The sequence below is a fragment of the Moraxella caprae DSM 19149 genome, assembly GCF_000426885.1.
GTDB lineage: Bacteria > Pseudomonadota > Gammaproteobacteria > Pseudomonadales > Moraxellaceae > Moraxella > Moraxella caprae.
Genome location: NZ_AUGF01000074.1, coordinates 1 through 5,033 on the forward strand (window position 1 = coordinate 1; position 5,033 = coordinate 5,033).

At 34.6% G+C, this 5,033-nt stretch carries 3 protein-coding genes; all 3 read right to left on the minus strand.

What is annotated here, in order from left to right:
- Positions 1 to 365 (minus strand): IS1 family transposase (locus K941_RS0111895; RefSeq protein ID WP_036388347.1); only part of this gene is annotated, 365 nt, incomplete at its 3' end.
- 120 nt (positions 366 to 485) lie between these two features.
- Positions 486 to 1,487: a metallophosphoesterase gene (locus tag K941_RS15815; RefSeq protein WP_156892342.1), complete on the minus strand. Its 1,002-nt coding sequence runs from the start codon at positions 1,485 to 1,487 to the stop codon at positions 486 to 488.
- Between the two features lie 345 nt (positions 1,488 to 1,832).
- The gene (locus K941_RS18050; protein ID WP_029103782.1) at positions 1,833 to 4,619 is read right to left on the minus strand and encodes a putative Ig domain-containing protein; all 2,787 of its coding nucleotides are present in this window, start codon (positions 4,617 to 4,619) and stop codon (positions 1,833 to 1,835) included.
- Between the last annotated feature and the right edge of the window lie 414 nt (positions 4,620 to 5,033).

Sequence of the window (5,033 nt, forward strand, 5' to 3'; positions counted from 1 at the left end):
CAAGCGGGGCCCAACAGTAGTTTTTTGTGTTTGGTATAGCTGTGAATTTCATCAAGTTCTACAAGGTCAATTTCTTGCTTATCATCAAATCTGATTTGATGTTCTTCTCTAAGCTGTTTGACCCATTTATAGACTGTTTGATGAGAAATATTCAGCAATCTACCAATGGCACGAAACCCTAAGCCTTCTAAGTACATCTTGATTGCCATTTGTTTGGTCTCATTACTTTTATGGCGAATAGGCTTTTTGACAGAGAAGTAATGACTACAACCTTTGCACTTATAGCGTTGTCTGCCATTGTTAAACCCTGCTTTGACAAAGTTGGTATGTTGGCATTTAGGGCAATGGGTAAAGACTTCGTTCATTGTTAGCTTGATTTATGGTAAAATTGGGTATTATAGGTTATGTATTTGTGATTTACAATACCCAAAAAACTTTGCAATAAATTTATTTCATAAACCAATCCACTAAAAAACCCAAAATAACTATTTTCCAACCAAATCAATCACCCACACTTCGCTTTGTGAACCCAGCCGAAACGGCACACCCCAAAAGCCAAAGCCTGACGATACAACCACATTCATATCGTTGATTTTTTGATAGCCGTAGCCGACCACATTGAGCCTATCCACAATAAAATTGGCAGGGAATACCTGTCCTTTGTGGGTATGCCCTGACACTTGTAAATCAATCGGCGATTTGGCATTTGACGCAATTTGGCTGGGTCTATGGTCAAGCAATATCACAGGCAAATTATGATCAATATCCGCCATAAATGCGTCTGTCGGCAAGCGGTCATTTTTATGGTCATCATAGCGACCAATAAACTGCAAGGTAACACTTTGATTGTCTTTGACAATGTCCACCACGCCGATTTGATCTTTTAATAAGCGTGCTTTGGCATGATAAATGGCGTCATTGATACTGTCATAAGCATCCACTTTGTACAAATCGTGATTACCAAGACTGGCTATCGTACCAAATTTGGGCGTGTTTATCATCTTGGCAAAATTATCCACCTTTTCATCGCTTAATATTTGTCCAAGTTTTTGTAATTGCCGATTGCCAACAAGTGCCCCCAAATGCAAATCACTTGCCACCGCAAGGCGAATAGGTACCGCCATAGGCTTATCAAGCTGTATATCAATATGGCGAACAACAGGCATATAAGCGTTATATACCGCCATACCCACAAAACCAATCAAACTTGCAAGACTAATCACCCGATTGACCAATGTCTTATCAATACCGATATTTAGATGACTGACCGCCAAAATAATAACCGCACTACACACCGCTGATAAAAGCGACAGCCAAAGCAGTGCCAAATAACCCATTGGATAGCGATAATTATGAAAATAAAATCCCATCAAAAACGCATTACTCAATAACACACAAAACAGCACGATATAAGACAGTTTGATTTGCCAAAAGGGTCGCACCCACCATTGCACGCCCTTTGCCAAACAAATACTCAAAACTTGCACAAGCAAAATCACAACAGTTAAAAAAGGTATTGTTTCACAAAATTCCCAAATGTTATCTAATTATCCAAGTTGTCCAAGGATCTAAATTTTTTAAAGCTGGTTTTTTATTCAATCTTATTTTTTATATCTACAATAGTAGAAATTCACAATAGTTTTTAGACCGATTAACTACTTAATTAACAATTTAATTTATTATATAATGGTTTTTTATTTTGCAGTACAATTAACCATATTCAAAAAACCATTTTAATAATCTTACCCATTTACTATTACAAAAGCATTTAATCTTTAATCATAATAATCAAGATTAAATGCTTTTTTGGATACAGTTCTCAATATTGTGCTTTAAATCACCCAATAATTTTGTAATTGTTGTTGGAACTGATTATCTGCCATTTGCTCAATATCCACCGTATTTAATTTGGCGGTCAAGTCGCTCACTTTGCTAGCGGACAACTGATGTCCCGATGATAGTGCAATATTTTCAACTCGTTGATTTGGCATAGCAAACCAGCCTTCTATTTTAATTAAATCATTGGTTTTTTCATAGATATTGTTTAGTAAAGTGATATTTAAATCTATGCCTTGTCTATCTAACCAAATATTATGAAAGCCAATATCGTCTCCCACAATTCTTAAAGTATCATGACCGCCGATATCAAAAATTCTATCTTGTCCATCGCCTTTTTGGAATAAATACATATCATCGCCAAGACCACCAATTAATTTATCATCTCCTAAACCACCGACCAAAACATCATTACCAATTCCACCGTTTAATGTATCGTTACCCAAATTACCATAAAGTTTGTCATTACCAATTCCACCGTTTAGTGTATCGTTACCAGTACCGCCCGATAGTATATCATCGCCAATCAATCCATTAATTATATGAGCATGATTATTTATAGCGACAATATTGTCATCATAAAAACTACCTGTTTCAATCCAACGCTCCGTATGTTTCACCTTATCTAGCATATGAAGCTGAATATAAGTGCTACTACTAGAACCATAACTGTCGGTTGCTGTTATTTTTAATGGCAATATCCCATTATATTCTGAAATACCTTCTAATGTGTGTTTATCAGCATTGTATTTCAACCAGCTCGGTAGTTTATCATCATTTGATAAGCTAAGTTGGTATTTGATTTTATCATTTTCCAAATCAATAAACATATTATTTGGCAACTGAATATAAAATGTCATGCCCATTCTAACAGCATAAAAGTCCGTTCTTTCTTGGAGAACAGGTGCTTGATTTAATCTTTCAAGTTTAAAATTTAGTAGTTGTTTATTGTTTTGTTTTGCTAATATTTTAATACTACCTGAAAAGTAGTTACTGGTCATAACAAAGTTGTTTGGTGTTACTTTTTTTAAAAAATGACCATCTCTATCATACCATATAATATCTTTATGTGAATACACCTGCCAGATTGTGCTGGACCAATCATGCTGATCAATTACAATTTTGCCCCAAGAGTCTGAATCTACAACAGTTTTTTCAAGACCATCTGACAAGTCTTCGTGGCTAAAACGATAAGTATCCATTCCAATGCCACCAAATAACATATCTTTGCCTAAACCTGATGATATAATATCATCGCCTGCCCCTGCGTAAATTCTGTCATTGCCCGCCATGCCATATAAAATATCATGAGACGATGTGCCAAACAATAGATCATCTTTATTGCCTGCAACAAAATCCACTTGTGTTGTATCCCCTAACGCAACCAATAATTGAGATTTATTATCATTAAGTGCCTTACCTTTGGCATTGTCCAAATAAACATTCCACTGCTCAAAATTGAATGAAATATCTTTGGCTTCTGGATATATTGTTTTTATCCATTTTTGTGTATAATCCAAAGATTTATTTTGCGAAATATTAAATTCTGACTGTGCGGTTGTATATTGAATAAGATTATTTTGGATACTAAAAAAATTATTTTCGCCGTTTAATTTTTTATCATGAAAATAATACCACTCTATCGCTTGTACGATTAAAGAATCATATGCCAATAGACTGTATTTACCACGATACGGTCTTAAAGAATTTGCCAAATTCTTTAAATCACTGCCAAAAGATGAGAGTAATTTTGTTGGTTGTGGCAATGGCATGCCTACACCATTTTGATAATAGTAATCCCTACCACCGACTTCACTGCGTACCAATTTACTTAGAAAGTTTTGTTGCGATGATGATTGAGAAAATCCGTATAGATTTTTATCTGTAATCAATTGAAGTGTATTATAGTTGGCATTATTATCATCTTTGATACTGATATAGTGCTCAAAATCATCATTTAAAAGAGCGGCTGTTAACAATGTTTGACCATGTTTAATAATTGAACCTTTTAGATTATCTAAACTGGTTTTTCCTGTAACGATATTGTCATTTTTAACAATCCAAGCATTCAAAAAATTTAAATATTTTTCTAAAACTTCGCCTTTTATAGCAAGTGCAGAAACATTATGCGTTCGGTCATTATATAGTCCGCTATGATATCGCATAAAACTTTCTTCAATATATGTTAATTCTTGTTGATTGAATAATTCTTTAACTTGATGTTTAGCTTCTTGCAAGGCTGTTTTATATATATCCCAAGACCCTAAACTTAATCCCTTATCATTTAACACCGCTCTTAAAAACGGTGCAGGTGCAAAAGCCATCGCAGGTCTATCAAACCAGATACCCATAACCGATGCGATACCGCCACCCAAACTTTGTCCCGTAAAACTAATTTGTGCATCTGGGTTATTTTGCTTGACCTTATGATATAAAATAGCCGCCTGTGTTAGATGCGAACTTGATAATCCCAACACCGAAGGAATGTTACCCTTGGTCCAGTCTATTGTATCTTGCGTACCTGCAAAACTAATAATCACTTCATTGCTATTTTGATTTTTAAAAACCCTTGCAGTAAACCCATCTAAATGAGCATTAATTTTAAGATTGGAACCTGAACCACTTACATCATATTTTGGTAATACAGACCAATCATTTGGTATGGGTGACCAATTAGAGTGTTGATTATCGCTTATTGTACTGCTATTATGAGTTCTTGAATCCCAATAAGCATTGTCTGCCAATAAAGCATATGTGATTTTTTGTTGTTTGGAAAAGTTCATACACCACCTTTAAGTTAAAATGTTCAAAAATCAATCTTTTAAATTTGTTTGTTATGCTTTGTATGTCTAATATAAATCAATCACCACTTACCCTAGACCAACTCAAAAAACAGATTCTTAAAATAGACTTCCTGCAAAACCCAAAATAAGGAAAACCGTTCGTGGTGAGCTTGTCGAACCATAACGGTTTTCCGCCACCCCTCAACAAGCTCGGGGCGAACGGAAAGCCTAGTTTTGCAGGAAGTCTAATAAAAAAATACAACTCAACCCAATATTTTGCCACAAAAATAATTTGAGAAAGTTATATCATATGATGATTTTATCATTGTTGTTTATATTTTGAAAGAGATTTTATATAAAAAATATTGGCATTGTAAACTCAAAATACAAACTTCAAACACCCATTCCACTTAG